The sequence below is a fragment of the Brachybacterium hainanense genome (assembly GCF_042434575.1).
Lineage (GTDB): Bacteria > Actinomycetota > Actinomycetes > Actinomycetales > Dermabacteraceae > Brachybacterium > Brachybacterium hainanense.
In genome coordinates, this window is record NZ_JBHLSV010000003.1 from 198,059 (window position 1) to 222,892 (window position 24,834).

The following is a 24,834-nucleotide window of genomic DNA, read 5'->3' on the forward strand; positions in this document are numbered from 1 at the left end:
CTCGAGGGTGCTGCGGCCCTCCTCCGCTGAGAGCGGGGTCGCGGGGGCGGGCGCCGCGCCGGGGGCGGGGACGCTGGACGGGCTGGCGGGGACGGCGGAGCTGGTCACCGGACTGGACACCTCTTCGAGTCGAGCTGCGGGGCGATGCGGGACGGGGCGTATTCCTCGTCTCCGATCCAGACTACCTGCAACCGTCAGTACTTGATACCCTGGGTTGCGTGAACGATTCTTCTCCGGGCGGTTCGACCGCCATTCCGGACGCGGCCCTCGAGAGCGCCGTCCTGGGCGCCGTCGCCGAGGACGGCGGCCCAGCGGCCGCCCTCCGCACGGTCGACGGCCGCTCGGCCCGTTGGGCGGCGCACCGCGAGCAGCGCCGCGCCGACATGATGCACGTCGCCCGTCGGCTCATCCACACCCAGGGCCCGGACGTGACCATGGAGGACATCGCCGTCGCCTCCGGGACCTCGAAGTCGATCGTCTACCGCTACTTCACCGACAAGGCGCAGCTCCAGCGGGCGATCGGCATGCACATCCTCTCCGGGATGCACCATCAGCTGGTCGCGGGCATCGCGCAGCTCGAGCAGGAGGCCGGCGGAAAGGAGGAGGTCGATGCGGAGGCCCGGATCCGCGTCATGATCTCCGCGTACGTCTCGACCGCGGAGCGCTCCCCCCACGTGTACCGCTTCGTCACCCGGCCCAGCGACGGGCTGAACCACTTCCTCTCCTCGACCGCGCGCCTGGTCGCCGCGGCCCTGCCCGCGGGCACCCCCTCCCCCGAGGTCTGGTCCGCCGGGGCCGTCGGCTTCGTCCGCGGCGCCGTCGACCGCTGGATGTCCGACCGCGCCCGGGCCGAGGCCTCCGCCGCCGGTGCCTCCGGCGGTGCCGCGGCAGGCGCGGAGAGCACCGCGGAGGCCGACCGGGCCGCGGCCGCCGACGGGCCCGCCGGCGCCGCGGCCTGCCCGGGCACCGAGGGCCGGGCCCCCGTCATCACCGACGACCAGCTCATCGACCACCTCGTCACCTGGCTCATGAAGGGACTGCGACATTGACGTCGACCACCAGCCATCGATCCTCCGCCGCCGAGAGGGCGTCCTCCGGCGAGCGCCGCACCGCCGACCCGACCGGGCCCATCCCCGTGCCTGCCGCCGGGGCGCCGCGTCTGGACGTCCCCGCCGTCGCCGAGGCGCTGCTCGGCGACTGGGCCCAGGCCCGCCGCGCCTCCCGGGAGCGGGCCCGCGACCCGCGCACGCATCGGCCGCTGGACATGACCGTCGCCCAGCACCGCGATCAGGTGCGCGCCCAGATGCGCCGCCTCGCCGACGCCCGCGTCTCGCTGCCGATGCTGCCCGAGTCCCTGGGCGGGCCCAACGACAACGGCGCCAACGTCGCCGCCTTCGAGGAGCTCGTCCTCGCCGATCCGTCCCTGCAGATCAAGGCGGGCGTCCAGTGGGGGCTGTTCACCGCCGCGATCCTGCAGCTGGGCACCGAGCAGCACCATCGGGCCTGGATCCCCGATGCGATGAGCCTCGCCCTTCCCGGAGCGTTCGCCATGACGGAGATCGGCCACGGCTCGGACGTGCAGTCCCTGGCGACCACCGCGACCTATGACATCGACGCCGAGGAATGGGTGATCCACACGCCCTTCCGGGCCGCCTGGAAGGAGTTCCTCGGCAGCGCCGCGATCGACGCTCGCGCGGCGACCGTGTTCGCCCGTCTCATCACCCAGGGGGTCGACCACGGGGTGCACTGCTTCTTCGTCCCCGTGCGCGACGAGGACGGGAAGCTCCTGCCCGGCGTCCGGAGCGAGGACGACGGGCCCAAGGGCGGACTGAACGGCATCGACAACGGCCGCCTCGCCTTCGACCAGGTCCGTGTGCCGCGCACGAACCTGCTCAACCGCTACGGGGACGTCGCCCCCGACGGCACCTACTCCTCCCCCATCGAGTCGCCCGGCCGCCGCTTCTTCACGATGCTCGGCACCCTCGTCCAGGGGCGTGTGTCGCTGGACGGATCCTCGGTGCGCGCCGCGCAGCTCGCCCTGCACATCGCGATTACCTACGCCTCCCAGCGGCGCCAGTTCACCGCCGCCTCCCCGACCGAGGAGACCGTGCTGCTGGACTACCAGTCCCACCTCGCCCGGCTGCTGCCGAAGCTCGCCGCGACCTACGCCGGGGCCTTCGCGCACGAGGAGCTGCTCCACGCCTTCGACGACGTCTTCTCCGGCCGCGGGGACACCCCCGAGGCGCGCGAGGACCTCGAGACCCTCGCCGCCGCCCTCAAGCCCACCTCGACACGGCTCGCCCTCGACACGATCCAGGAGTGCCGGGAGGCCTGCGGAGGTGCCGGGTTCATCGCGGAGAACCGCCTCGTGGGCCTGCACCAGGACCTCGACGTGTACGCGACCTTCGAGGGCGACAACACGATCCTGCTGCAGCTCGTGGCCAAGCGTCTGCTCACCGACTACCGGCACGAGCTGAAGAGCATCGACCGAGCCGGGATCGGACGCTTCATCGCCCAGCGGGCCGATGTCCTCGCCCGGCGCCACACCCCCTGGCACCGCCTCGTGCAGACCGCGAGCGACGCCGGCTCCGCGCAGCGCTCCTCGCAGACGCTGCGGGACGCCGAGTTCCAGGAGGCGCTGCTCGCGGACCGGGCCCGCATCAAGGTCGAGGAGGTCGCGCTCGCTCTGCGGGCCGCCGGGCGCATGTCCCCGGCCGATGCCGCAGCCCTGGTCAACAAGCACCAGGTCGAGATGCTCGACGCCGCCCGGGCGCATGCGGACCTCGTGCTCTGGCGGGCCTTCAGCGCCGGGGTCGCCCGCTTCGAGGACCCCGGGACGCGCGCGGTCCTCACCGATCTGCGCGATCTCTTCGGCCTCACGCTCGTCGCCGAGGACCTCGCCTGGTTCCTGCTCGACGGCATGCTCTCGGCCCAGCGCGGGCGGCAGGTGAGCGCGGACATCCGGCGTCTGCTGTGGCGCCTGCGTCCCCATGCCCTCGACCTCGTGGCCGCCTTCGATCTGGCCCCCGAGCACGTGCGGGCGCCGATCGCCCTCGGCGGGGAGGCTCGGCGCCAGGAGGAGGCCGCCGCCCATCTCCGGGCCCAGCGCGCGAGCACCTCCGCTCCGATCAGCGAGAAGGCGCTGCGCGACGCCCGCCGCGGCCGGTGAGCCCGGTCGGCCGATGAGCCCATCCGGCCGGGGACCATGGCCCTGCGGCCTCCCGGAACGGGGGCGCCCATCGACGGCGGCATCGGCCCGGTGCTCCCCGCGGCTGCGGACGCCGCGCCCAGGAGCACCGGGCCGGACGTAGACTGGGACCGGCCCGACCCGCCTGCGGACCGGGCCGCCACGACCCCGCGCCCGAGCCCGGTCCGCCCCGCCCCGGGGCGTCGCCCGCGGCCTCGTGAAGCGCCCCGCCCAGCGTGAATGGACCGAGCGTACCGATGACCGGATCTGATCCCCGCGTGCCCACCGCCTCCCCGCAGACCGAGGCCGGCGACGTCGACACCGTCGAGCGCGCCGCGAGCACCCCCGACCAGGCCCAGCCCTACGCGGAGCTGGGACTCAAGGACGACGAGTACCAGCAGATCCGCGAGATCCTGGGGCGCCGGCCCACCAATGCGGAGCTCGCCATGTACTCGGTCATGTGGTCCGAGCACTGCTCCTACAAGTCCTCCAAGAAGCACCTGCGCGTGTTCGGCCAGAGGACGACCGAGGCGATGCGCGAGAAGCTCCTCGTGGGCATGGGCGAGAACGCCGGCGTGGTCGACATCGGCGACGGCTGGGCCGTGACCTTCAAGGTCGAGTCCCACAACCACCCCAGTTACGTCGAGCCGTACCAAGGAGCGGCCACCGGCGTCGGCGGCATCGTCCGCGACATCATCTCCATGGGTGCGCGCCCCGTCGCCGTCATGGACCAGCTGCGCTTCGGTGCGATCGACGACCCGGACACGGCTCGCATCGTCCACGGCGTCGTGGCCGGCGTGGGCGGCTACGGCAACTCGCTCGGCCTGCCCAACATCGGCGGCGAGACCGTCTTCGACGCCGCCTACCAGACCAACCCGCTGGTCAACGCCCTGTGCCTGGGCGTCCTGCGCCACGAGGACATCCACCTCGCCTCCGCGACCGGCCCTGGGAACAAGGTCGTGCTGTTCGGCGCCCGGACCGGCGGCGACGGGATCGGCGGCGCCTCGATCCTCGCCTCGGAGACCTTCGACGAGGGCGGCCCCGTCAAGCGTCCCAGCGTCCAGGTGGGCGATCCCTTCATGGAGAAGGTGCTCATCGAGTGCTGCCTCGAGCTGTTCGCGGCCGGCACGGTGGAGGGCATCCAGGACCTCGGCGCAGCCGGCATCTCCTGCGCGACCAGCGAGCTGGCCGCCAACGGCGGCTCCGGCATGCACATCGACCTCGAGAACGTGCTGCTGCGCGACCCCACCCTGAACGCCGGCGAGATCCTCATGAGCGAGTCGCAGGAGCGCATGATGGCGGTCGTCTCCCCCGAGAAGCTCGCCGAGTTCGAGGCGATCACCGGGAAGTGGGACGTCGAGATGTCCGTGATCGGCACGGTCACCGGCGACGGGCGCCTGACCATCGACCACGACGGCCACCGGATCGTCGACGTCGACCCCTCGACCGTCGCCGTCGACGGCCCGGTCTACGACCGGCCCTTCGCCCGTCCCGCATGGCAGGACGCCCTCCAGGCCGACCGTGCCGAGGATCTCCCCCGTCCGGCCTCCCCCCAGGAGCTGGCAGACACGCTGCGCACCCTGATCGCCTCCCCGAACCTCGCCTCGAAGGGCTGGGTCACCGACCAGTACGACCGCTACGTGGGCGGGAACACGGCGCTCGCGATGCCCGATGACGCGGGCGTGATCCGCGTCGACGAGGAGACCGGCCGCGGCGTCGCCCTGGCGACCGATGCGAACGGCCGCTACACCAAGCTCGACCCCCGCACGGGCGCGCAGCTCGCCCTCGCGGAGGCCTACCGCAACGTCGCCACCTCCGGCGCCGTGCCGCTGGCCGTCACCGACTGCCTGAACTTCGGCTCCCCCGAGGACCCGGGCCCCATGTGGCAGCTCGTCGAGGCGATCCACGGACTGGCCGACGCCTGCCAGACCCTCGGCGTGCCCGTCACCGGCGGCAACGTCTCCCTGTACAACTCGACCGGGGAGAGCGGCCGCATCGACTCCGCGATCCATCCCACCCCGGTGGTCGGCGTGCTCGGCGTCTTCGACGACGTCGCCCGCCGCACCCCCTCGGGCTGGCAGGAGGAGGGCCTGGCGATCTTCCTGCTGGGCCGGACCCGCGAGGAGCTCTCCGGCTCCGCCTGGGCCGACGTCGCCCACGGGCACCTCGGCGGGCTGCCGCCGCAGGTCGACCTCGAGACCGAGCGCGTCCTCGCCGAGATCCTCGTGGCCGCCTCCCGTGACGGCATGGTCGACGCCGCGCACGACCTCTCCGAGGGCGGTCTCGCCCAGGCCCTCGTCGAATCCGTCACCCGCTTCGGTACCGGTGCGCGGATCGTGCTGGACGACGTGCTCGCCCGCGACGGCGTGGACCTGTTCACGGCGCTGTTCTCCGAGTCGCAGGGTCGCGCCGTCGTCGCTGTCCCGCGCAGCGAGGAGGTCCGCTTCACCGACATGTGCACCGCACGGAAGTTCCCGCTCGTGCGGATCGGCGTGAGCACCGGCGATGCCCTCGAGATCCAGGGCGTCGGCGAGTTCCCCGCCGCGGAGCTGCGCTCCCTGCGCGAGGCCACCCTGCCGCGGCACTTCGGCTGACGCCGGCGAGCCCGCCGCTCCTGCCCCATCGGGCGCGGCTGCGGGCTCGCCAGTGCGGTGAACGTGCCGATATCCCAGCGCCATACCGTCACCTTCACCGCACCGCCGGGGGCGGGGAGGGAGAGGGGGGAGATGAACAGGTCTCCGTCGCCCTACGTTCTCGTGAACGTCACCGCCCCGGTCGCAGAGGGGCGGGATGCCGTGCCCGCGGCGAAGGCCTGCGTGATCCGACCGGTCGCCTGCGTGACCGCGCTGCCGGTCGGCCGGCCCCAGGCGGGCGTCCACTCCCGCGCGAACGGCGTCGCGTAGCCGGTCCCTGCGGCATCGCCCTGGGACAGGACGAGCCCCTTGGTCAGCCGCGTCACCCAGTACCCGTCCTCCCAGTGCGCGATCTGGAAGACCATGCCGAGCTTCGGGGCCCCTCCCGCCGCGTAGTACGCGTCCCGGTGCACCATCCATCCCGAGCTCATCGCCTCCTGCGCGCCGCGACGGATCGCATCGAGCTGCGCGTAGAGCCGGTCGCCGGGACAGTCCGTGTAGTTCACGTCCCGATGCCCGAAGATCCGCGGCAGCGAGATGATCGTCCCCTTGGGGTGCACGACCCCGTCCGCCGTGACCCTCACCGTCGTCGAGCTCGTCGCGCTCGTGACGAAGCTTCCGCCCAGCTTCCACCCGGCGACCTTCGCGATCGCGCTGATCGCCGCGGCGGGAACGGCCGCGCTCGAGAAGTCCCCCAGCAGGCTGATGCCGGCGGTGCTCGTGTTGTAGCCGCGGGCGTGGGCTCCCTCGACCACCCGGTGCAGGCCGCCGGCCCTTCCCTCGAAGATCCGGCCGTACTTGTCGATGAGCACGTTGTAGCCGATGTCCGCCCAGCCGAGGGTGCGCGTGTGGTACTCGAGGATGCCGCGGAGGATCTGCGGGGACTGCGAACGCGTGTACATGTTGGTGCCGGCCGTGTGGTGCACGACGATCGAGCGCAGCAGATCATGCCCGGTCGTCTCCCGGCACAGGGACTCGTCGGCGCCCCAGGTGGCGCGCCGGACGATCGCCGGCGCCGCCATGAGGAGCGGCGTCTCCGGGGAGCTCGCCGCGAGCGTCGTGGCGGTGCCGCCACCGGACCGGGTCATGGCGCTGCGAGCATCGGCGCGCAGGGAGCCGTCCGCTCCGCCGGCGCTCGTGGTGAGCACGTGCGCGGTCATCGCGGCCGTCGCATCAGCGCCGTCGAACTCGGCGCGGATCTCGAGCTCCGTGACCGGGCCGAGCCAGGCGACCTCCGTCCCGGGGGCCTCGTCCCCGGTCTCCGGGTCGATCGCGATCTCGAGATCCACCCAGGCTCCGAAGCGCCCGTCCTCTCCGCGGCCCCGAACGCGGGCGGCCACCTGGGCGCTGCCCGCCTCGGAGGCGTCCCAGGTCAGACCCACCATCGTGGCGGGGGTGCGGGGAAGCACACGGATCACAGCACCGTCGACGGCGCGCTGATCCGCCGTGGCGAGCGGCACGTCCTGCGTGCTCGTGCTCCCACCCAGAACGACCGGGTCGGCGAGGGCCGGCACGGTCGAGGCGGCGAGGACGGCCGGGACGGCGGCAGAGGCCGCGAGCAGGCTCCGACGGCTGAGGGGACGAGAGGCCGCCGGACGGCGGGGAGCGGAGGAGGAAGGGGGCATCGGACTGGCTTCCGGGGAGGGGACGGGAAGCGGCCGGAGGCGCCGGGCCTGGGGCCGGAGCACCACTGTACGCCGGAACGGGCCACCAGGAATGATCCTGGTGGCCCGTTCCGGCGAGCGACGAGAGAGGCGTCAGGCCTTCTCGGTCTCCTCAGCAGGGGTCTCCTCGGCGACGGCGTCCTCGACGACCTCGGCCGGGGCCTCCTCGGCGGCGGCGACCTTGGCGGCTCCCTCGGCCTCCTTCACCACGGCCTGCTTCGGGGAGTAGGCCTCGGTGACGAGCTCGATGACGGCCATCGGAGCGTTGTCGCCCTTGCGCGGCGCCACCTTGGTGATGCGGGTGTAGCCGCCGGGGCGCTCCGAGAACGTCGGGGCGATCTCCTCGAAGAGGGCGTGGACCACGCCGCGGTCGCGGACCGTGCGCATGACACGACGGCGCGAGGCGAGGTCGCCCTTCTTGGCCTGGCTGACCAGGCGCTCCGCGAGCGGACGCAGGCGCTTGGCCTTCGTCTCGGTCGTGGTGATGGACTTGTGACGGAACAGCTCCGTGGCGAGATTCGCGAGGATCTGCCGCTCGTGGGAGGGGGAGCCTCCCAGGCGCGCGCCCTTGGTGGGTGCAGGCATTGTCGTTCTCCTAGTTCAAGAAATGTCAGTACTGATCGCCGAAGTCATCGGAGTAGGAGTCCAGCGCGGCCGACGGGTCGAACCCGGCCGGGGAATCCTTCAGGGCCAGGCCCAGCTCCGCGAGCTTGGCCTTGACCTCGTCGATGGACTTCTGCCCGAAGTTGCGGATGTCCAGCAGGTCCGCCTCGCTGCGAGCGACCAGCTCGCCGACGGTGTGGACGCCTTCGCGCATGAGGCAGTTGTACGAGCGGACCGTGAGGTTCAGGTCGTTGATCGGCAGCGCCAGATCCGCGGCCATCGCCTGGTCGGTCGGCGAGGGGCCGATGTCGATGCCCTCCGCCTCCTCGTTCAGCTCGTGGGCCAGGCCGAACAGCTCGACCAGCGTCTTGCCCGCGGAGGCGACGGCGTCGCGCGGCGAGATCGCCGGCTTCGTCTCGACGTCCACGATCAGACGATCGAAGTCGGTGCGCTGCTCGACACGGGTCGCCTCGACCTTGTAGGTCACCTTGAGCACGGGCGAGTAGATCGAGTCGACCGGGACGCGCCCGATCTCCCCGTCGATGCCCTTGTTCTGCGCGGCGGAGACATATCCGCGTCCGCGCTCGACGATCAGCTCGATCTCGAGCCGACCCTTCTCGTTCAGGGTGGCGATGTGCAGGTCGGGGTTGTGGACCTCCACACCCGCCGGCGGCGTGATGTCCGCGGCCGTCACCTTGCCCTCGCCGTCCTTGCGGAGGTACATCACGACCGGCTCGTCGTTCTCCGAGGAGACGACGAGGTTCTTGATGTTGAGGATGATCTCGGTGACGTCCTCCCGGACCCCGGGGACGGTGCTGAACTCGTGCAGCACGCCGTCGATGCGGATCGAGGTGACCGCGGCGCCGGGGATGGAGGACAGGAGGGTGCGGCGCAGGGAGTTACCCAGCGTGTACCCGAACCCGGGCTCGAGCGGCTCGATCACGAACCGGGAGCGGTACTCCGACACGACCTCTTCGGTCAGCGTGGGGCGCTGTGCAATGAGCACGATGTGTCCTTTCTGCGAGCGTCCGCCATATGACGCTCTGGAGGGGGCTCAGAAGGGGTGGAAGGTCCAAGACGCGGGCGTGCGGAAGCCGAGCCGATGCGGGCGCGGCCTCCGCACCGGCGGCTCAGACGCGCCGACGCTTCGGGGGACGGGTGCCGTTGTGGGGCTGGGGCGTGACGTCCTGGATGGAGCCGACCTCGAGGCCGGTCGCGGTGAGCGAGCGGATCGCGGTCTCGCGGCCCGAGCCCGGGCCCTTCACGAACACGTCGACCTTCTTCATGCCGTGCTCCTGCGCGCGGCGGGCGGCGGCCTCGGCGGCCATCTGCGCGGCGTAGGGCGTCGACTTGCGCGAGCCCTTGAAGCCCACCTGGCCGGCGGAGGCCCAGGAGATCACGGCGCCGGTCGGGTCGGTGATGGAGACGATGGTGTTGTTGAACGTGCTCTTGATGTGAGCCTGTCCGTTGACGACATTCTTCTTGTCCTTGCGGCGCGGCTTGCGCGCTGCGGACTGGCGAGTCTTGGTGGCCATATCGGCGGAACTCCTCGGAAAAGTTCAGGTGATCGGTGCGCCCTGTCCTGCGGCGCGAAGTGACTGCAGCGTCCCGGGGGGACGAGGCTGCGGCGACGGCTGCGGGTCAGCGAGCCTTCTTCTTGCCGGCGACGGTGCGCTTGGGGCCCTTGCGGGTGCGCGCGTTCGTCTTGGTCCGCTGGCCGCGCACGGGCAGGCCGCGGCGGTGACGCAGACCCTCGTAGCTGCCGATCTCGACCTTGCGACGGATGTCCGCGGCGACCTCGCGGCGAAGATCGCCCTCGATCCGGTAGTTCGCCTCGATGTGGTCGCGCAGCTGGACGAGCTCCTCGTCGCTCAGCTCGCGCACGCGCTTGTCGCCCGAGACGCCGGTGGCGGCCAGGGTCTCGAGGGCGCGGGTGCGACCCACGCCGAAGATGTACGTCAGGGCGACCTCGAGGCGCTTATCGCGCGGGAGGTCGACGCCCACCAGACGTGCCATAGTGCAGTTCTCCTACTGTTGCCGGAGGCCTGATCCGACACCTCGCATCCCGCGGATCCTCTGATCCGCTGCGCCGCAGCCTCCGCACTGCGGGTGTCCGAGGGCGTGGCCCTCGGCGGTGTCGTCTCTTCTGTTGTGTGCCCGCTACGCGGGCGGCGGCCCGGAGGCCATGTCGCCGTGGCGACGGGAGCGGCAGTGCGCTCAGGTACGGGACCTGATCAGCCCTGGCGCTGCTTGTGACGCGGGTTGGAGCAGATCACCATGACGCGCGAGTGGCGACGGATCACCTTGCACTTGTCACAGATCGGCTTGACGCTCGGCTTGACCTTCATTTCTTCCTTCTCACGAGAGGGAGGACGCCCGCGGGGCGCCCTGGACCGTCTCCGCCCGGGCGGATCCGATCACTTGTAGCGGTATACGATGCGGCCCTTGTCGAGGTCGTAGGGGCTCAGCTCGACGACCACCCGGTCCTCGGGGAGGATGCGGATGTAGTGCTGCCGCATCTTCCCGGAGATGTGCGCCAGAACCTTGTGCCCGTTGTCCAGCTCGACGCGGAAGCGCGCGTTCGCGAGCGCCTCCGTGACCGTGCCCTCGACCTCGATCACGCTGCCGTCCTTCTTGGCCATGCCTCTCCGATCTCCTCGCCCAGCGCTGCGGGGCGGGGTCGTTTCGTCTCCGAGCACGCTCCTCGGTTCCCGGGTTCCCCCAGGGATGTCGCAGAAGCGCGCCGGGGTGGCACCAGGCGCCGGAACGCTGTCAGAACGGAGCACACCCGATCGACCATCCTACACGCGCGGATCCGGATCACCGAGGGGAGGACGGATGATGCCCGTCACTCCCGGGAGCGACGGGCATCGGAGGCCCGAGCGGACGACGCGAGCGGCCGCCGGCCCGGCCGGGTCATCCCTGGATCGGGTCCGGGGCGATCCGCACCCCTCGCGCGGCGAGCTCCGCGCGGCCGCCGTCCCCCTCGGTCAGCACCAGCAGCCCCTGCTCGGTGACGGCGACCGAATGCTCGGCGTGGGCGGCACGCCCGCCGCCGGTCGCCACGACCGTCCAGTCGTCCTCGAGCATCCGCCAGTCGCCGGGCCCCTGGATGAGCATCGGCTCGATCGCCAGGCAGAGACCCGCCCGGATCGACGGCCCGCGGTCCCGGGTCCGGAAGTTCATGACGTCCGGGGGCTGATGCATGGCCGAGCCGATGCCGTGGCCGCCGAAGTCCTCCAAGTGGGAGAGCTCCTCCCCCACCTCCCCCTCGACATGGTCCTCGATCGCGGCGCCGATCTCCCCCACCCGTCGGGCGCCGGCGAGGGCGACGATCCCCGCCCACAGGGCGCTGCGGGTGACCTCGACGAGCCGGACGTCCGCCGCGGAACGGGGCTCTCCGACGATGTGCGTGCGGGCGGCATCGGAATGCCAGCCCTCCACGATACAGCCGCCGTCGATCGAGACGACGTCGCCCTCCTCGATCACGCGCGGCCCGGGGATGCCGTGGACGATCTCCTCGTTGACGCTGATGCACACCGTGGCCGGGAAGCCCTGGTACCCCAGGAAGTTCGGGGTCGCCCCCTCGTCGCGGATCATCGTCTCGGCGAGGACGTCGAGCCGCCCCGTCGTGATGCCGGGGCGCAGCTCCGCGGCGAGCATGTCGTGCACGCGCGAGAGCAGCTCCCCGCTCCGTCGCATGAGCGCGATCTGCTCGGGCGTCTTGAGCTCGACGCGGGGGCGGCCCCGGCGCGACATCAGGCGCCCAGCTCCGCGAGCAGCGCCGCGGTGACCTCGTCGATGCTCGCCATGCCGTCGACGCGGCGCAGCAGACCGCGCTCGTCGTAGACGTCCACGAGCGGGGTGGTCTGCTCGGAGTACACGTCGATGCGGCGACGGATCGTGTCCTCGGTGTCGTCGCTGCGCCCGGACTCGGCGCCGCGGGCGACCAGGCGCGCCACGACCGCCTCGAGATCGACCTCGAGCAGGAGCACGGCGTCCAGGGCGGTGCCGGCCTCGGCGAGGATCGCGTCGAGCGCGCCGACCTGGTCGAGCGTCCGGGGGTACCCGTCCAGCAGGAAGCCCTCCCGTGCATCGGCCTGGGCGAGACGATCGCGGACCATGTCGTTGGTGACGGAGTCCGGCACGTACTCGCCCTTGTCCATGTAGGACTGGGCGAGGACGCCGAGCTCCGTCTGCTGGGAGACGTTCGCGCGGAAGATGTCGCCGGTGGAGATCGCGGGGATCGAGAGGGCCTCGCCGATCCGCACCGCCTGCGTGCCCTTGCCCGCGCCGGGAGGCCCGACGATCAGCAGGCGACGGGCGGAGGCGGAGGTGCTGGAGCTGGTCAACGAAGGATCCCTTCATAGTGGTGCTGCTGGAGCTTCGCGTCGATCTGCTTCACCGTGTCGAGGCCGACGCCGATGATGATCAGCAGCGAGGCCCCGCCGAGCGGGAAGTCCTGGGACGCGCCCAGGAACACGAGGGCGAACAGGGGGATGAGGGAGATCACCGCGAGGTAGACCGCCCCCGGAGTCTGGATGCGGTTGATGACGTACTGCAGGTACCGCTCGGTCGGCCTGCCCGCGCGGACGCCGGGCACGAATCCGCCGTACTTCTTCATGTTGTCGGCGATCTCCTCCGCGTTGAAGGTGATCGACGTGTAGAAGAAGGCGAAGAAGATGATGAGCAGGACGTAGACGGTCGCGTAGATCCAGGAGAAGCTCGCCCCCATGACCAGGTGCGAGTTCACCCACTGCACCCAGGGAGCGGAGGCGTCCTTGGCGAAGGACGTCGCCAGCTGCGGCAGCGCGAGGATCGAGGCCGCGAAGATCACGGGGATCACGCCGGCCTGGTTGACCTTGATCGGGATGTATGTGGACGTCCCGCCGTACATGCGACGCCCGACCATTCGCTTGGCGTACTGGACGGGAATGCGGCGCTGCGACTGCTCGACGAAGACGACCCCGACCATCACCACGAGGGCCACCAGGATGACCAGCGAGAAGGTCATCCAGCCCTGCAGCTCGAAGATCTGTCCCATCGCACCGGGGAACGAGGCCGCGATCGACGTGAAGATCAGCAGCGACATGCCGTTGCCGATGCCGCGCTCGGTGATGACCTCGCCCATCCACATGATCATGACCGTGCCGACGGTCATCGTGAGCACCATGCCCAGCAGGGTGGGGATCGACTGGTCGGGGATGACGTCGAGGGTGCAGCCGACGAAGAAGTTGCCGGAGCGTACCAGGGTGATGATCGTGGTGGCCTGCAGGATCGCCAGGCCGATGGTCAGGTAGCGCGTGTACTGGGTGAGCTTGGCGGTGCCGGCCTGCCCCTCCTTGTGGAGGGCCTCGAACCGCGGGATCACCACGCGCAGGAGCTGCACGATGATCGAGGCGGTGATGTAGGGCATCACGCCGAGGGAGAAGATCGACAGCTGCAGCAGGGCGCCGCCGGAGAAGAGGTTGACCATCCCCAGCACGCTGGTGCCGCCGGACGTGGTGGGCTCCGCGCAGATCGACACGTTGGTGTAGTCGAATCCGGGAGTGGGGATGAAGACGCCGAGGCGGTACACGGCGAGCAGGGCGAGGGTGAAGAAGATCTTCGCCCGGAGCTCCGGAGTGCGGAACGCTCTGATGAACGCGTTCACGGATGTCCCTCCTGTGGGTCCGATGGCGGACGAGGCGTCAGTATGACCGGTCCAGCTGTGGGGAACCGGTGCCGTGCGCCAGCGGCGGCTGACCGGCCCCGACCATGACGAAGGGGCACCGCGGCACAGAGTATTCTGCGCCGCGGTGCCCCGTCAAAAGACACTCACGCGGTGGTGACGGACCCACCCGCCGCGGTGATCTTCGCCTCGGCCGATGCCGAGAACTTCTGCGCGGTGACGTCGAGCTTGACGCTCACGTCGCCGGTGCCCAGCACCTTGACGGGCTGGTTCTTGCGCACGGCGCCCTTGGCGACGAGATCCTCGACCGTCACGGTGCCGCCCTCGGGGAACAGCTCCTGCAGGGCCGCCAGGTTCACGACCTGGTACTCGACGCGGAAGGGGTTGGTGAAGCCGCGCAGCTTGGGAAGGCGCATGTGGAGGGGCATCTGCCCGCCCTCGAAGCCTGCCTTCACCTGGTAGCGGGCCTTCGTGCCCTTGGTGCCGCGGCCAGCGGTCTTGCCCTTGCTGGCCTCACCACGGCCCACGCGGGTGCGCGCGGTCTTGGCGCCGGGCGCGGGGCGCAGGTCGTGGAGCTTCAGGGGGTTGGTGTTGTCAGTCATGGATTCAGTCCACCTCTTCGACCGTCACCAGGTGGGTGACGGCGCGGATCATGCCGCGGATCTCGGGACGGTCCTCCTTCACCACCACGTCGCCGATGCGCTTGAGGCCGAGGCCGCGCAGGGTCGCACGCTGGGGCTGGGTACCGCCGATGCTGGAACGGACCTGGGTCACCTTCAGCTGCATCACGCACCCACCTTCTCGGCGCGCGCCGCGGCGCGACCGGCGGCCTGGGCGCGCAGCAGGGCGGCGGGGACGACGTCCTCGACCGGGAGGCCACGGCGGGCCGCGACGGCCTCCGGCTCCTCCAGCTGCTTGAGCGCCGCGATGGTCGCGCGGACGATGTTGATGGCGTTGGTCGAGCCGAGCGACTTGGAGAGCACGTCGTGCACTCCGGCGCACTCGAGGACGGCGCGGACCGGACCGCCGGCGATCACACCGGTGCCGGGGGCCGCCGGACGCAGCAGGACGACGCCCGCCGCATCCTCGCCCTGGACGGGGTGCACGACGGTGCCCTGGATGCGCGGGACGCGGAAGAAGTTCTTCTTCGCCTCCTCGACACCCTTGGAGATCGCCGCAGGGACCTCCTTGGCCTTGCCGTAGCCCACGCCCACGGTGCCGTCGCCGTCGCCCACGACCACGAGGGCCGTGAAGCTGAAGCGGCGACCGCCCTTGACGACCTTCGACACGCGGTTGATGCTCACGACGCGCTCGAGGAACGCGGACTTCTCCGCCTCCTGGTTGCGCCCGCCGCGGCCCTCGCCGCGACGGCCGCCGCGCTCACGGCGATCGCCGCCGCTGCTCTCGTTGCTGTTCTCGCCCCGTCGGCCGGAGGCCGCGGGACCGTTGCTTCGCTGCTGTGCAGCCATGTTCAGATCCTCTTCTCGTCCTGGTTCCGGAGGGCGGTCACAGTGCCAGGCCGGCTTCGCGGGCGCCGTCGGCGACGGCGGCCACTCGGCCGTGGTACTTGTTGCCGCCGCGGTCGAAGACGACGGCCTCGATGCCGGCGGCCTTGGCGCGCTCGGCGACCAGAGTGCCGACCGTGCGGGCCTTGTCCGACTTCGTGGCGGACGCGGCGCGCAGGTCCGCCTCCATGGTGGAGGCCGAGACCAGCGTGACGCCCTGGGAGTCGTCGACGACCTGGACGAACACGTGGCGCTGCGAGCGGGTGACCACCAGGCGCGGACGCGCCGGGGTGCCGACCACACGACGACGCACGCGCAGGTGACGACGGCCGCGCGCACGCAGCTTGCTTCCGACGCGGCCCTTGGTGTGCTTGAGTGCGTAACCCATGATCACTTACCAGCCTTTCCGGCCTTGCGCAGGACCGTCTCGTCCGCGTAGCGCACGCCCTTGCCCTTGTAGGGCTCCGGCTTGCGCAGCTTGCGGATGTTGGCGGCGACCTCGCCCACAGCCTGCTTGTCGATGCCGTTGACCGAGAACTTGGTCGGGGTCTCGACGGTGAAGGAGATGCCCGCGGGCGCCTTCACGATCACAGGGTGGGAGAAGCCGAGCGCGAACTCGAGGTCCGCGCCCTTCGCGGTCACGCGGTAGCCGGTGCCGACGATCTCGAGCTTCTTCTGGTAGCCCTCGGTCACGCCGAGGACGATGTTGTTGATGAGCGTGCGGGTCAGGCCGTGCAGGGCCTTGCTCTCGCGCTCGTCGTCGGGGCGGCTGACGACGATGGAGCCGTCCTCGCCGCGCTCGACGCTCAGGGGCGCGGGGACCACATGGGTCAGCTCGCCCTTGGGGCCGGTGACGGTGACCGTCTGGCCCTGGATGTTGACGTTCTGGACAGAGGCCGGCACTACGACCGGCAGGCGTCCGATGCGGGACATTTCGCCTCTCCTCTTCCGCTCACCAGATGTAGGCGAGGACTTCCCCACCCACACCCTTCTTGGCTGCCTGCTTGTCGGTCAGGAGGCCGCTGGACGTGGACAGGATCGCCACGCCCAGGCCGCCGAGGACCTTGGGCAGATTGGTGGACTTGGCGTACACGCGAAGACCGGGCTTCGAGATGCGGCGGATGCCGGAGATGGCGCGCTCGCGGCTCTGGTTGTACTTCAGCTCGAGGACGAGGGTCTTTCCGACCTCGGCCTCCTCCTCGTGCCAGCCGAGGATGTAGCCCTCCGCCTTGAGGATGTCCGCGATACGGCTCTTCAACTTCGAGTACGGCATGGAGGCGGTCTCGTGGTACGCCCCGGAGGCGTTCCGGATCCGCGTCAGCATGTCCGCGATCGGGTCGGTCATGGTCATGTCGTTTGCTTCTTCCTCACCTGGTTTCCCTCATCGACGGGCGATGCGGGACCTGTGGCGATAGTCCTTACCAGCTGCTCTTCGTGACGCCGGGGAGTTCGCCGCGATGGGCCATCTCCCGCAGGCAGACGCGGCACAGCCCGAACTTGCGGTACACCGAGTGCGGACGACCGCACCGCTGGCACCGGGTGTAGGCGCGCACCGCGAACTTGGGCTTGCGCTCCTGCTTCTTGATCAGGGCGGTCTTTGCCATGTCAGTTCTCCTTGAAGGGGAAGCCGAGCAGCTTGAGCAGCGCGCGTCCCTCGTCGTCGGTCTTCGCGGTGGTCACGACCGTGATGTCCATGCCGCGGACCCGGTCGATCTTGTCCTGGTCGATCTCGTGGAACATGACCTGCTCCGTGAGACCGAAGGTGTAGTTGCCGTTGCCGTCGAAGTGCTTCGGCGACAGGCCGCGGAAGTCGCGGATGCGCGGAAGCGCGGTCGACAGCAGACGGTCCAGGAACTCCCACATGCGATCGCCGCGCAGCGTGACGTGGGCGCCGATGGGCTGACCCTCACGCAGCTTGAACTGGGCGATGGACTTGCGAGCCTTCGTGACCTGCGGCTTCTGGCCCGTGATCTGGGTCAGGTCGCGGATCGCGCCGTCGATGACCTTGGAGTCGCGAGCAGCCTCGCCGACGCCCATGTTCACGACGATCTTGGTCAGGCCCGGGACGAGCATGACGTTCTTGTAGCCGAACTGCTCGGTGAGCTGGGCCTTGATGGTCTCGCGGTAGGTGGTCTTCAGACGCGGTGCGGGCGCCGCGATGGCGGTGTCGGTCATCAGATGTCCTTCCCGGAACGCTTGGCGTACCGCACGCGGATCTGCTTGGTGCGGCCGTTCTCGAGCTCGACGGTCTCCACCCGGTAGCCGACCTTGGTGGGCTTGTTGTCCTCGGGGTCGACCAGGGCCACGTTCGAGACGTGGATGGGGGCCTCGCGCTGCTCGATGCCGCCGGCGCCGCCCTGCTGGGTGGGCTTGAGGTGGTGGGTGCGCCGGTTGACGCCCTCGACCAGCACGCGCTGGCTGTCGGGGAAGACCTGCAGGACACGGCCCTGCTTGCCCTTGTCGCCGGCGGAGAGCCCGCGCTTGGCGGCCTTCTCCTCGTCGCTGGTGCGACCCGTGATGACCTGGACCAGGTCACCCTTCTTGATCTTGATCTTCGACATGATCAGATCACCTCCGGTGCGAGCGAGACGATCTTCATGAACCGCTTGTCGCGAAGCTCGCGACCGACCGGGCCGAAGATGCGCGTGCCGCGCGGCTCGCCGTCGTTCTTGAGGATGACCGCTGCGTTCTCGTCGAAGCGGATGTAGGAGCCGTCGGCACGACGGACCTCCTTGGTGACGCGGACGACGACGGCCTTGACCACATCGCCCTTCTTGACGTTCCCACCGGGGATCGCGTCCTTGACGGTGGCCACGATGGTGTCGCCGATGCTGGCGTAACGGCGACCGGAGCCACCGAGAACGCGGATGCAGAGAATCTCCTTGGCACCCGTGTTGTCGGCGACCTTGAGTCGCGACTCCTGCTGAATCACTCCGTACTCCTGTCGTCTCGCCGGTTCTCTCGTCCCCGCGATGCGGGCGGCGCGAGCCTGGCGGAACGGATGGTGGACCGTTGCCCGGCAGCGTCCCCGGCGGGGTGCTGTCGGCGCGGCCGGCCTCGGGCATCAAAAAACCCTCCGGCGGACTCAGGCACACGCTGTCGTCCCGGTCCGCGCGGTGGCGGGCGGTACGGGCGGTGCGAGGTCTCCGTCGGGGGATGGACGCTGCCGTCCGCGAGTGCCATGCTGCGCCGGACCTCCGTTCGGGGCGGACCCGACCGGTGGGCACGACGTACCACGACATCGCAACCCGTCCAGCATACGGGAGGCGGGCACGCCCAGGGAAGATGGGTGGAGCGCGGGCGCGTGTGTCCTTGCTCATGACGGAGCTCATGACCGAGCTCATGGCGGAACTCATAGCCGAGCCTCCGATGGGTGCCGGGATCCCCGCAGCGCGCGGACCGCGATGACGCGGGCTGCGGTGCGGTCCGCTCGGAGCCGGATCTCCTACACTCCCGGCATGATCGACATCGACATCGCCTATCGGCTTCGCGACGCAGGCCTGCGCTGGTCCCCTGCGGACGGCGACCACTTCGCGATCGACACCGAGCAGCTGCGGGACGACACGTTCATGCTCTCCTCGATGGTGATCGAGCGGGCACGGGGGCGCCACGGCGAGCTGATCTTCGCCTTCAACGGCACGACGGAGTGGGCGCTCGACTCGGTCGAGCAGGGCGAGGCGGTCTGGATCCCCCGGGAGGATCAGCTGCGCACCGCTCTGGGCGCGGCGTTCCGTGCGCTCGAGCAGCTCCCCGACGGCCACCACCTGGTCCGCTTCCGCCTCGGGGCGGAGGACGAGGTGCGGACGGTCACCGCGCCGAGGCCCGAGGACGCCTACGCCGGCGCGCTCCTGATCGCGCTCACCGCCTGAGGAGCCCGAGACCCCGCTGCTCTCGACCTCCGCGGCGCTTCCCCTGCCGGTGCGGCCGCGCCCATGTCGGGCCCTGCGAGCGGGCGGGCGAGCACGTCGTGCCGCGCCAGCGCACCCGTCACCGCCCTGACCGCATCGGCACGCGCGACACCGCCCCGCACCTGAACGAAGACGACACCGCCGCGCGCCTGAGCGAAGAATCGATGGCGTTCTGATCGGTCAGAACGACGCGGATGCTTCGGCCGACGGGCCGCCGAGCCAGCGAGCCGAGGGGGCTGAATCCGCACACGGCGGCCCAGCGCCTCGTCGCCCCTCTCCCCCGGGGAATGCGGGACGGGCCGGACCCCCAGGGGGATCCGGCCCGTCTCAGACGTCGGCTGCGGTCACGAGGACCGCCCGATCACTTGGCCTTCTCTTCGATCTCGACCAGGCGCCACCGCTTGGAGGCGGACAGCGGACGGGTCTCCATGATGAGGACGCGGTCGCCGATGCCGGCGGTGTTCTCCTCGTCGTGGGCCTTGAACTTCTGGGTCTTGGTCATGACCTTGCCGTAGAGGGCGTGCTTCACGCGCTCCTCGACCTCGACGACGATGGTCTTGTCCATCTTGTCGGAGACGACGAAGCCGCGAAGGGTCTTGCGGTACGGACGCTCGGTCGCACCGTCGGTGACGTTGTCGTTCATGATCTCTCAGTTCCTCGCTTCGCGGTCACTCGGCGGAGCCGGGCGCCTGACGGATGCCCAGCTCGCGCTCGCGCAGGATCGTGTAGATCCGCGCGATGTCCTTCTTGACGGACCGCAGACGGCCGGTGCTCTCGAGCTGACCGGTAGCGGACTGGAAACGGAGCTTGAACAGCTCGTCCTTGGCCTTGGCCAGCTCGTCGGCCAGCTTGACGTCGTCGAGCTTGTCGAGCGCCTCAGCGGTGAGCTTGGTCGCTGCCATCAGATGTCACCACCCTCTCGGCTCAGAATGCGGCACTTCATGGGGAGCTTGTGGATCGCGAGGCGCAGAGCCTCACGAGCCACATCCTCGGGGACGCCGGCGACCTCGAACATGACGCGGCCCGGCTTGATGTTGGCGATCCACCACTCGACCGAGCCCTTGCCGGAGCCCATGCGGACCTCGGCAGGCTTCTTGGTGAGCGGGCGATCGGGGTAGATGTTGATGAACACCTTGCCGCCGCGCTTCATGTAGCGGGTCATGGCGATACGAGCGGCCTCGATCTGACGGTTGGTGACGTAGGCCGGCGCGAGCGCCTGGATGCCGTAGTCGCCGAACGCCAGCTCGGTGCCACCCTTGGCCATGCCGCTGCGGGTGGGGTGGTGCTGCTTGCGATGCTTGGTCCTGCGCGGGATCAGCATGTCGCTCAGGCCTCCGTTCCGGACTCAGCGGGCGCGGACGCCTGCTCGGCAGCGGCGGGAGCGGACTCCTGCGACTGACGGGCGGCGGCGTTGCGCTCGTTGCGACGGCCGCGGGGACGCTCGGCGCGCGGGCCGCGTCCGCCGGAGCGGGGGGCCTGCGAGGCGGCCTGGGCCGCGAGCTCCTTGGCGGTGACGTCGCCCTTGTAGATCCACACCTTCACGCCGATGCGGCCGAAGGGCGTGCGGGCCTCGTAGAAGCCGTAGTCGATGTTCGCGCGCAGCGTGTGCAGCGGCACACGACCCTCGCGGTAGAACTCGCTGCGGCTCATCTCGGCGCCCCCGAGGCGGCCGGAGACCGCCACGCGGATGCCCTTGGCACCGGCGCGCTGCGCGGACTGGATGCCCTTGCGCATGGCACGACGGAAGGACACACGGGCGGCGAGCTGCTCGGCGATGCCCTGGGCGACCAGCTGCGCATCGGCCTCGGGGTTCTTGACCTCGAGGATGTTCAGCTGGATCTGCTTGCCGGTGAGCTTCTCGAGCTCGCCGCGCAGACGCTCGGCCTCCGCACCGCGGCGCCCGATGACGATGCCGGGGCGGGCGGTGTGCAGGTCGACGCGGACACGATCACGGGTGCGCTCGATCTCGACCTTGGAGATGCCGGCGCGCTCGAGCCCCTCGGACATGAGCTTGCGGATCGCGACGTCTTCCTTCACGTAGTCGCGATAGCGCTGCCCCTCCTTGGCGGAGTCGGCGAACCACCGGCTGGTGTGCTCCGTGGTGATCCCGAGGCGGAACCCATTGGGATTGACCTTCTGGCCCATTCGGGACTCCTTACTTGTTCGCGGGAGCGACAACCACGGTGACGTGGCTGGTGCGCTTCTTGATCTGGAAGGCACGACCCTGGGCTCGCGGCTGGAACCGCTTCATGGTCGGACCCTCATCGACGTACGCGGCGGAGACCACGAGCTCGCGCTCGTCGAACCGCTCCCCCGCCTGATCGGCCTTCACGCGGGCGTTGGCGATCGCGGACTGGACGAGCTTGAGGACGGGCTCGCTGGCGGCCTGCGGGGCGAACCGCAGGGTGTCCAGGGCCTCGACCGTGCTCTTGCCACGAATCAGGTCGACAACGCGCCGGGCCTTCATGGGCGACATGCGGAGATACCGCACCTGCGCCTTGGCTTCCATTGCTTCCTGCTTTCTCTTTGAGTTCGAGAAGTGCAGTCGATGCTGACGGATGGTCAGCGACGACGGCCCTTCTTGTCGTCCTTCTCGTGGCCCTTGAAAGTCCGCGTCGGGGCGAACTCGCCGAGCTTGTGGCCGACCATCGACTCGGTGACGAACACCGTGACGTGCTTGCGGCCGTCATGCACTGCGAAGGTGTGGCCGAGGAAGTCCGGGGTGATGACCGAACGGCGCGACCAGGTCTTGATGACGTTCTTGGTGCCCTTCTCGTTCTGCACGTCCACCTTCTTCTGAAGATGATCGTCGACGAACGGGCCCTTGGAAATACTGCGAGGCATGTTTCTGGCTCCCTATCAGCGCTTCTTGCCCGTACGACGACGGCGCACGATGAGCTTGTCGCTCTCCTTGCCGGGGCGACGCGTGCGGCCCTCCGGCTTGCCCCAGGGCGACACGGGGTGACGACCGCCCGAGGTGCGACCCTCGCCGCCGCCATGGGGATGGTCGACCGGGTTCATGACGACGCCGCGGACGTGGGGGCGCTTGCCCTTCCAGCGCATGCGGCCGGCCTTGCCCCAGTTGATGTTCGACTGCTCGGCGTTGCCGACCTCGCCGATGGTGGCGCGGCAGCGGGCGTCCACGTTGCGGATCTCGCCGGAGGGCAGGCGCAGCTGCGCGAAGCGGCCCTCCTTGGCGACGAGCTGCACCGAGGTGCCGGCCGAGCGGGCGATCTTCGCGCCGCCGCCGGGGCGGAGCTCGATCGCGTGGATGACCGTGCCGAGCGGGATGTTCCGCAGCGGCAGGTTGTTGCCGGGCTTGATGTCCGCGGTCGGGCCGTTCTCGATCCAGTCGCCCTGGCGGAGCTTCGCCGGCGCGAGGATGTAGCGCTTCTCGCCGTCCGCGTAGTGCAGCAGCGCGATGCGGGCCGTGCGGTTCGGGTCGTACTCGATGTGCGCGACCTTGGCGTTCACGCCGTCCTTGTCGTGACGACGGAAGTCGATCACGCGGTAGGCGCGCTTGTGACCGCCGCCGCGATGACGCGAGGTGATCCGGCCGTTGTTGTTGCGGCCGCCCGACTTCGTCAGCGGGCGGACCAGCGACTTCTCGGGCGTGGAACGGGTGATCTCGACGAAGTCGGCGACGCTCGAGCCGCGGCGGCCCGGCGTAGTCGGCTTGTGCTTACGAATTCCCATGGTGGGTTTCCCTCAGACTCTCTTCGGTTCCTCGGTGATCAGCCGCCTCAGGCGACCGACCCTCCGAAGATGTCGATGGTGCCGTCGGTCAGGGTCACGATGGCGCGCTTGGTGTCCTTGCGCTTGCCCATCCCGAACCGCGTGCGACGCGACTTGCCCTGGCGGTTGATCGTGTTCACCGAGGCCACCTTGACGTCGAAGATCTTCTCGACGGCGATCTTGATCTCGGTCTTGTTGGCGCGGTTGTCCACGACGAAGGTGTACTTGCCCTCGTCCATCAGCCCGTAGCTCTTCTCAGAGACGACCGGGGCGAGCAGGACGTCGCGCGGGTCCTTGTTCAGCGAGGTCACTTCGACTCCTCCTCAGCGGATGCCCGCACGGCGGCGACGAAACCGGCGGCCTCGGCGGCCTCCGGAGTCGCGAACCAGACCTCGGCCTTGGTGCGGCCGTACCACGGGGAATCCTCGGTGTGGTACTTCTTCGTGTTCGCGTTGCCCTTGATGGGGAAGCCCTCGGGGGCGGAGCCATCGGCCAGCGGCGCGGCAGAGCCCTCGCCGTAGGGGGCCTCGGCGGCCGGAGCGGCCTCGGCGACCGGCGCAGCGGCGACCGGAGCGGCCTTCGCGCCGAAGGTGGGCAGCGACAGGGACGCCTGGGCCACGAAGTCCTCGAGCGCGGCGGAGGTGAACACGACGTCGTCGGACAGCATGACGTCGTAGGTGTTCAGCTGATCCGCGTACAGGACGTGGGCGTTCGGCAGGTTGCGCGAGCTGAGCGCGCCCAGCTCGTCATCGCGACGCACGACCACCAGCAGGTGCTTGCGCTCGGAGACGTTGCGCAGGGTCGCGAGAGCGGCCTTGGTGGACGGCGCGTCACCCTCGAGGAGAGCGGAGACGACGTGCACGCGGGCGTTGCGGGCGCGATCCGAGAGGGCACCGCGCAGGGCGGCTGCCTTCATCTTCTTGGGGGTCCGCTGGGCGTAGTCGCGCGGGACCGGCCCGTGCACGACGCCGCCGCCGGCGAACTGCGGAGCGCGGGTCGAGCCCTGACGGGCGCGGCCGGTGCCCTTCTGCTTGTACGGCTTGCGACCGCCGCCGGAGACCTCGCCGCGGTTCTTCGCCTTGTGCGTGCCCTGGCGAGCAGCGGCCTGCTGGGCGACGACAACCTGGTGGATCAGCGGGACATTGGTCTGCACGTCGAAGATCGACGCGGGCAGCTCGGCGGTGCCGGTCTTCTCGCCGGCGGGCGAGAGCACGTCAATGGTCAGGTTCTCTGCCATCGGTGTCAGGCCTCCTTCACGGGGCTCTTGGCGGCCGAGCGGACCAGCACGAGGCCGCCCTTGGGGCCGGGGACGGCGCCCTTGACGAGCACGAGGCCCTTCTCGACGTCGACCGCGTGGACGGTCAGGTTCTGGACGCTGGTGCGCACGTTGCCCATGCGGCCAGCCATACGCAGGCCCTTGAAGACGCGACCCGGGGTGGACGCGCCGCCGATGGAGCCCGGCTTGCGGTGGTTGCGGTGCGCACCGTGGGAGGCGCTCACGCCGGCGAAGCCATGACGCTTCATGACGCCCGCGGTGCCCTTGCCCTTGGTGGTGCCGACGACGTCGACCTTCTGCCCGGCCTCGAAGACCGACGCGTCGATCTCCTGGCCGACGGTGTAGTCAGCGGCGTTGATGGTGCGCAGCTCCGCGAGGTGACGGCGCGGGGTCACGCCGGCCTTCTCGAAGTGGCCCTTCAGCGGCTTGGTGACCTTGCGCGGATCGATCTGCCCGTAGGCGATCTGGATCGCGTCGTAGCCGTCGGTCTCGACCGAGCGGACCTGGGTCACGACGTTCGAGCCGGTCTGCACGACGGTGACGGGGACGAGCTTGCCGTTCTCGTCCCACACCTGGGTCATGCCGAGCTTGGTGCCGAGCACACCGGCGATAGCGCGGGCGCGCTGGCCCGTCAGTTCGTTGCTCATCTCGA

At 70.1% G+C, this 24,834-nt stretch carries 34 protein-coding genes; 4 read left to right on the forward strand and 30 right to left on the reverse strand.

Annotated features, from left to right (window positions below):
- Positions 1–218 precede the first annotated feature (218 nt).
- The 3 genes from ACFFF6_RS03780 (at position 219) to purL (ending at position 5,781) form a co-directional block, all read left to right on the forward strand.
- A complete protein-coding gene (locus ACFFF6_RS03780) occupies positions 219–1,049 on the forward strand; it encodes a TetR/AcrR family transcriptional regulator (RefSeq protein WP_376978347.1) in 831 nt (276 codons plus the stop codon).
- Positions 1,046–3,169 (forward strand): acyl-CoA dehydrogenase family protein, encoded by a 2,124-nt coding sequence (locus ACFFF6_RS03785; RefSeq protein ID WP_376978348.1) that lies wholly within the window; start codon positions 1,046–1,048, stop codon positions 3,167–3,169. Before ACFFF6_RS03780 ends, ACFFF6_RS03785 begins: the two co-directional genes overlap by 4 nt.
- 275 nt (positions 3,170–3,444) lie before the next feature.
- The gene (gene purL / locus ACFFF6_RS03790) at positions 3,445–5,781 is read left to right on the forward strand and encodes a phosphoribosylformylglycinamidine synthase subunit PurL (RefSeq protein WP_376978349.1); all 2,337 of its coding nucleotides are present in this window, start codon (positions 3,445–3,447) and stop codon (positions 5,779–5,781) included.
- A gap of 152 nt (positions 5,782–5,933) precedes the next feature.
- On the opposite strand, the gene ACFFF6_RS03795 is transcribed toward purL, so the two are convergent.
- The 20 genes from ACFFF6_RS03795 to rplN form a co-directional block, all read right to left on the reverse strand.
- A complete protein-coding gene (locus tag ACFFF6_RS03795) occupies positions 5,934–7,445 on the reverse strand; it encodes an N-acetylmuramoyl-L-alanine amidase (protein ID WP_376978351.1) in 1,512 nt (503 codons plus the stop codon).
- A 132-nt stretch (positions 7,446–7,577) separates the two neighbouring features.
- Positions 7,578–8,069 carry a 50S ribosomal protein L17 gene (gene rplQ / locus ACFFF6_RS03800; protein ID WP_376978353.1) on the reverse strand — a complete coding sequence of 164 codons (492 nt, stop codon included), beginning with the start codon at positions 8,067–8,069 and terminating at the stop codon, positions 7,578–7,580.
- Positions 8,070–8,094: 25 nt separating this feature from the next.
- Positions 8,095–9,093 carry a DNA-directed RNA polymerase subunit alpha gene (locus ACFFF6_RS03805; protein ID WP_376978355.1) on the reverse strand — a complete coding sequence of 333 codons (999 nt, stop codon included), beginning with the start codon at positions 9,091–9,093 and terminating at the stop codon, positions 8,095–8,097.
- A gap of 124 nt (positions 9,094–9,217) precedes the next feature.
- Positions 9,218–9,622, reverse strand: a complete 405-nt coding sequence (gene rpsK / locus ACFFF6_RS03810) for a 30S ribosomal protein S11 (RefSeq protein ID WP_376978357.1) — start codon at positions 9,620–9,622, stop codon at positions 9,218–9,220.
- Between the two features lie 106 nt (positions 9,623–9,728).
- Positions 9,729–10,103, reverse strand: a complete 375-nt coding sequence (rpsM, locus tag ACFFF6_RS03815) for a 30S ribosomal protein S13 (protein ID WP_376978359.1) — start codon at positions 10,101–10,103, stop codon at positions 9,729–9,731.
- A gap of 218 nt (positions 10,104–10,321) precedes the next feature.
- Positions 10,322–10,435: a 50S ribosomal protein L36 gene (gene rpmJ / locus ACFFF6_RS03820; RefSeq protein ID WP_038371361.1), complete on the reverse strand. Its 114-nt coding sequence runs from the start codon at positions 10,433–10,435 to the stop codon at positions 10,322–10,324.
- Positions 10,436–10,504: 69 nt separating this feature from the next.
- Positions 10,505–10,729 (reverse strand): translation initiation factor IF-1, encoded by a 225-nt coding sequence (infA, locus tag ACFFF6_RS03825; RefSeq protein WP_376978361.1) that lies wholly within the window; start codon positions 10,727–10,729, stop codon positions 10,505–10,507.
- A 274-nt stretch (positions 10,730–11,003) separates the two neighbouring features.
- Entirely contained in the window at positions 11,004–11,846 is an 843-nt protein-coding gene (gene map, locus ACFFF6_RS03830; RefSeq protein WP_376978363.1) for a type I methionyl aminopeptidase, read from the reverse strand.
- Positions 11,846–12,439: an adenylate kinase gene (locus ACFFF6_RS03835; protein ID WP_376978365.1), complete on the reverse strand. Its 594-nt coding sequence runs from the start codon at positions 12,437–12,439 to the stop codon at positions 11,846–11,848. The genes map and ACFFF6_RS03835 overlap by 1 nt, the downstream gene beginning before the upstream one ends.
- The gene (secY, locus tag ACFFF6_RS03840) at positions 12,436–13,740 is read right to left on the reverse strand and encodes a preprotein translocase subunit SecY (RefSeq protein ID WP_376978366.1); all 1,305 of its coding nucleotides are present in this window, start codon (positions 13,738–13,740) and stop codon (positions 12,436–12,438) included. Before secY ends, ACFFF6_RS03835 begins: the two co-directional genes overlap by 4 nt.
- Before the next feature lie 164 nt (positions 13,741–13,904).
- Positions 13,905–14,360 carry a 50S ribosomal protein L15 gene (gene rplO / locus ACFFF6_RS03845; protein ID WP_376978368.1) on the reverse strand — a complete coding sequence of 152 codons (456 nt, stop codon included), beginning with the start codon at positions 14,358–14,360 and terminating at the stop codon, positions 13,905–13,907.
- Positions 14,361–14,364: 4 nt separating this feature from the next.
- Positions 14,365–14,547 carry a 50S ribosomal protein L30 gene (rpmD, locus tag ACFFF6_RS03850; RefSeq protein WP_376978370.1) on the reverse strand — a complete coding sequence of 61 codons (183 nt, stop codon included), beginning with the start codon at positions 14,545–14,547 and terminating at the stop codon, positions 14,365–14,367.
- Positions 14,544–15,227 (reverse strand): 30S ribosomal protein S5, encoded by a 684-nt coding sequence (gene rpsE / locus ACFFF6_RS03855; protein ID WP_376978372.1) that lies wholly within the window; start codon positions 15,225–15,227, stop codon positions 14,544–14,546. Before rpsE ends, rpmD begins: the two co-directional genes overlap by 4 nt.
- Before the next feature lie 37 nt (positions 15,228–15,264).
- Positions 15,265–15,651 carry a 50S ribosomal protein L18 gene (gene rplR, locus ACFFF6_RS03860; protein ID WP_376978373.1) on the reverse strand — a complete coding sequence of 129 codons (387 nt, stop codon included), beginning with the start codon at positions 15,649–15,651 and terminating at the stop codon, positions 15,265–15,267.
- 2 nt (positions 15,652–15,653) lie between these two features.
- Complete coding sequence (gene rplF / locus ACFFF6_RS03865; RefSeq protein ID WP_376978375.1) at positions 15,654–16,196, reverse strand: 50S ribosomal protein L6; 543 nt, start codon at positions 16,194–16,196, stop codon at positions 15,654–15,656.
- Between the two features lie 19 nt (positions 16,197–16,215).
- Entirely contained in the window at positions 16,216–16,614 is a 399-nt protein-coding gene (rpsH, locus tag ACFFF6_RS03870; RefSeq protein ID WP_376978377.1) for a 30S ribosomal protein S8, read from the reverse strand.
- Positions 16,615–16,681: 67 nt separating this feature from the next.
- Positions 16,682–16,867 carry a type Z 30S ribosomal protein S14 gene (locus ACFFF6_RS03875; protein WP_038371350.1) on the reverse strand — a complete coding sequence of 62 codons (186 nt, stop codon included), beginning with the start codon at positions 16,865–16,867 and terminating at the stop codon, positions 16,682–16,684.
- A gap of 1 nt (position 16,868) precedes the next feature.
- Positions 16,869–17,438: a 50S ribosomal protein L5 gene (rplE, locus tag ACFFF6_RS03880; protein ID WP_376978378.1), complete on the reverse strand. Its 570-nt coding sequence runs from the start codon at positions 17,436–17,438 to the stop codon at positions 16,869–16,871.
- Entirely contained in the window at positions 17,438–17,824 is a 387-nt protein-coding gene (rplX, locus tag ACFFF6_RS03885) for a 50S ribosomal protein L24 (protein ID WP_376978380.1), read from the reverse strand. The genes rplE and rplX overlap by 1 nt, the downstream gene beginning before the upstream one ends.
- Positions 17,825–17,826: 2 nt before the next feature.
- Positions 17,827–18,195 (reverse strand): 50S ribosomal protein L14, encoded by a 369-nt coding sequence (gene rplN, locus ACFFF6_RS03890; protein ID WP_376978382.1) that lies wholly within the window; start codon positions 18,193–18,195, stop codon positions 17,827–17,829.
- Positions 18,196–18,721: 526 nt separating this feature from the next.
- On the opposite strand from rplN, the gene ACFFF6_RS03895 reads away from it, so the two are divergent.
- The gene (locus ACFFF6_RS03895) at positions 18,722–19,132 is read left to right on the forward strand and encodes a hypothetical protein (RefSeq protein ID WP_376978384.1); all 411 of its coding nucleotides are present in this window, start codon (positions 18,722–18,724) and stop codon (positions 19,130–19,132) included.
- 400 nt (positions 19,133–19,532) lie between these two features.
- On the opposite strand, the gene rpsQ is transcribed toward ACFFF6_RS03895, so the two are convergent.
- The 10 genes from rpsQ to rplC are packed head-to-tail and all read right to left on the reverse strand — an operon-like array spanning position 19,533 to position 24,829.
- A complete protein-coding gene (gene rpsQ / locus ACFFF6_RS03900; protein ID WP_376978386.1) occupies positions 19,533–19,814 on the reverse strand; it encodes a 30S ribosomal protein S17 in 282 nt (93 codons plus the stop codon).
- Positions 19,815–19,839: 25 nt separating this feature from the next.
- Positions 19,840–20,073, reverse strand: coding sequence for a 50S ribosomal protein L29 (gene rpmC / locus ACFFF6_RS03905; protein WP_376978388.1), 234 nt, complete (start codon positions 20,071–20,073; stop codon positions 19,840–19,842).
- Positions 20,073–20,492 (reverse strand): 50S ribosomal protein L16, encoded by a 420-nt coding sequence (gene rplP / locus ACFFF6_RS03910; protein WP_038371338.1) that lies wholly within the window; start codon positions 20,490–20,492, stop codon positions 20,073–20,075. Before rplP ends, rpmC begins: the two co-directional genes overlap by 1 nt.
- A 5-nt stretch (positions 20,493–20,497) precedes the next feature.
- Positions 20,498–21,316 carry a 30S ribosomal protein S3 gene (rpsC, locus tag ACFFF6_RS03915; protein ID WP_376978390.1) on the reverse strand — a complete coding sequence of 273 codons (819 nt, stop codon included), beginning with the start codon at positions 21,314–21,316 and terminating at the stop codon, positions 20,498–20,500.
- A gap of 10 nt (positions 21,317–21,326) precedes the next feature.
- A complete protein-coding gene (gene rplV, locus ACFFF6_RS03920; RefSeq protein WP_376978392.1) occupies positions 21,327–21,680 on the reverse strand; it encodes a 50S ribosomal protein L22 in 354 nt (117 codons plus the stop codon).
- Positions 21,681–21,733: 53 nt separating this feature from the next.
- Positions 21,734–22,015 (reverse strand): 30S ribosomal protein S19, encoded by a 282-nt coding sequence (rpsS, locus tag ACFFF6_RS03925; RefSeq protein ID WP_038371333.1) that lies wholly within the window; start codon positions 22,013–22,015, stop codon positions 21,734–21,736.
- Positions 22,016–22,030: 15 nt separating this feature from the next.
- Positions 22,031–22,867, reverse strand: a complete 837-nt coding sequence (rplB, locus tag ACFFF6_RS03930) for a 50S ribosomal protein L2 (RefSeq protein ID WP_376978394.1) — start codon at positions 22,865–22,867, stop codon at positions 22,031–22,033.
- Between the two features lie 47 nt (positions 22,868–22,914).
- Positions 22,915–23,217, reverse strand: coding sequence for a 50S ribosomal protein L23 (gene rplW / locus ACFFF6_RS03935; RefSeq protein ID WP_376978395.1), 303 nt, complete (start codon positions 23,215–23,217; stop codon positions 22,915–22,917).
- Complete coding sequence (gene rplD, locus ACFFF6_RS03940) at positions 23,214–24,143, reverse strand: 50S ribosomal protein L4, sunset domain variant (RefSeq protein WP_376978397.1); 930 nt, start codon at positions 24,141–24,143, stop codon at positions 23,214–23,216. Before rplD ends, rplW begins: the two co-directional genes overlap by 4 nt.
- A gap of 5 nt (positions 24,144–24,148) precedes the next feature.
- Complete coding sequence (gene rplC, locus ACFFF6_RS03945) at positions 24,149–24,829, reverse strand: 50S ribosomal protein L3 (RefSeq protein ID WP_376978398.1); 681 nt, start codon at positions 24,827–24,829, stop codon at positions 24,149–24,151.
- Positions 24,830–24,834: the final 5 nt, after the last annotated feature.

Coding starts and splice junctions, on each gene's coding strand:
- purL (WP_376978349.1), top strand. CDS start 3,445: ATGACCGGATCTGATCCCCGCGTGCCCACCGCCTCCCCGCAGACCGAG.
- ACFFF6_RS03795 (WP_376978351.1), bottom strand. CDS start 7,445: ATGCCCCCTTCCTCCTCCGCTCCCCGCCGTCCGGCGGCCTCTCGTCCC.
- rplQ (WP_376978353.1), bottom strand. CDS start 8,069: ATGCCTGCACCCACCAAGGGCGCGCGCCTGGGAGGCTCCCCCTCCCAC.
- rpsK (WP_376978357.1), bottom strand. CDS start 9,622: ATGGCCACCAAGACTCGCCAGTCCGCAGCGCGCAAGCCGCGCCGCAAG.
- rpsM (WP_376978359.1), bottom strand. CDS start 10,103: ATGGCACGTCTGGTGGGCGTCGACCTCCCGCGCGATAAGCGCCTCGAG.
- rpmJ (WP_038371361.1), bottom strand. CDS start 10,435: ATGAAGGTCAAGCCGAGCGTCAAGCCGATCTGTGACAAGTGCAAGGTG.
- infA (WP_376978361.1), bottom strand. CDS start 10,729: ATGGCCAAGAAGGACGGCAGCGTGATCGAGGTCGAGGGCACGGTCACG.
- map (WP_376978363.1), bottom strand. CDS start 11,846: ATGTCGCGCCGGGGCCGCCCCCGCGTCGAGCTCAAGACGCCCGAGCAG.
- rplO (WP_376978368.1), bottom strand. CDS start 14,360: ATGACTGACAACACCAACCCCCTGAAGCTCCACGACCTGCGCCCCGCG.
- rpsE (WP_376978372.1), bottom strand. CDS start 15,227: ATGGCTGCACAGCAGCGAAGCAACGGTCCCGCGGCCTCCGGCCGACGG.
- rplR (WP_376978373.1), bottom strand. CDS start 15,651: ATGGGTTACGCACTCAAGCACACCAAGGGCCGCGTCGGAAGCAAGCTG.
- rplF (WP_376978375.1), bottom strand. CDS start 16,196: ATGTCCCGCATCGGACGCCTGCCGGTCGTAGTGCCGGCCTCTGTCCAG.
- rpsH (WP_376978377.1), bottom strand. CDS start 16,614: ATGACCATGACCGACCCGATCGCGGACATGCTGACGCGGATCCGGAAC.
- ACFFF6_RS03875 (WP_038371350.1), bottom strand. CDS start 16,867: ATGGCAAAGACCGCCCTGATCAAGAAGCAGGAGCGCAAGCCCAAGTTC.
- rplE (WP_376978378.1), bottom strand. CDS start 17,438: ATGACCGACACCGCCATCGCGGCGCCCGCACCGCGTCTGAAGACCACC.
- rplX (WP_376978380.1), bottom strand. CDS start 17,824: ATGTCGAAGATCAAGATCAAGAAGGGTGACCTGGTCCAGGTCATCACG.
- ACFFF6_RS03895 (WP_376978384.1), top strand. CDS start 18,722: ATGATCGACATCGACATCGCCTATCGGCTTCGCGACGCAGGCCTGCGC.
- rpsQ (WP_376978386.1), bottom strand. CDS start 19,814: ATGAACGACAACGTCACCGACGGTGCGACCGAGCGTCCGTACCGCAAG.
- rpmC (WP_376978388.1), bottom strand. CDS start 20,073: ATGGCAGCGACCAAGCTCACCGCTGAGGCGCTCGACAAGCTCGACGAC.
- rplP (WP_038371338.1), bottom strand. CDS start 20,492: ATGCTGATCCCGCGCAGGACCAAGCATCGCAAGCAGCACCACCCCACC.
- rpsC (WP_376978390.1), bottom strand. CDS start 21,316: ATGGGCCAGAAGGTCAATCCCAATGGGTTCCGCCTCGGGATCACCACG.
- rplV (WP_376978392.1), bottom strand. CDS start 21,680: ATGGAAGCCAAGGCGCAGGTGCGGTATCTCCGCATGTCGCCCATGAAG.
- rpsS (WP_038371333.1), bottom strand. CDS start 22,015: ATGCCTCGCAGTATTTCCAAGGGCCCGTTCGTCGACGATCATCTTCAG.
- rplB (WP_376978394.1), bottom strand. CDS start 22,867: ATGGGAATTCGTAAGCACAAGCCGACTACGCCGGGCCGCCGCGGCTCG.
- rplD (WP_376978397.1), bottom strand. CDS start 24,143: ATGGCAGAGAACCTGACCATTGACGTGCTCTCGCCCGCCGGCGAGAAG.
- rplC (WP_376978398.1), bottom strand. CDS start 24,829: ATGAGCAACGAACTGACGGGCCAGCGCGCCCGCGCTATCGCCGGTGTG.